Source organism: Seonamhaeicola marinus (assembly GCF_008085455.1).
This window is the reverse complement of sequence record NZ_VSDQ01000023.1, coordinates 1-482: the sequence shown is the minus strand read 5'-3', so window position 1 is coordinate 482 and position 482 is coordinate 1. Positions and strand designations below refer to the sequence as shown.

Annotated in this window: 1 protein-coding gene; it reads right to left on the bottom strand. The window is 33.4% G+C overall.

What is annotated here, in order from left to right:
* Positions 1–64: 64 nt before the first annotated feature.
* Positions 65–482 (bottom strand): precorrin-2 dehydrogenase/sirohydrochlorin ferrochelatase family protein (locus tag FUA24_RS00180; protein WP_148539575.1); only part of this gene is annotated, 418 nt, incomplete at its 5' end.

Below are 482 nucleotides of genomic sequence, written 5' to 3'. Positions count from 1 at the left end.
CCAGCTTCGAATACTGTGAATAACCCTGTTGGGCCTGCTCCAATTATTATTATATCTGTTTTAATCATTTCTCTGAATCTTTGTTTTCAATTATTCCTTTGGTGAATTCATTAAGTTTTTCAACTTTTTCTTCAAAATCCCCTTTTATTGTTTTTCTATATTCATTTAAATTTTTCACAAGATCATCAATGTTTTCAGGAATGACTTCCTCAAAAAACTGTCGTAATCTTTTTGCCATTGTTGGCGATTTCCCATTGGTACTTATTGCCACTTTAACGTTGCCTTTGGTAACAATACCACCCATGTAAAAATCGCAATAGGGCGGGTTATCTGCTACGTTTACCAATTTAGCTTCTGCCCTACAATCTTTATACACTTGTACATTTACCTCTGGAACATCGGTAGTAGCAACTACCATGTGTTGCCCTTGTAAATAGTCTTTTTTATAAACATCATTTATTAGTGTAACATTACCTTTTTTT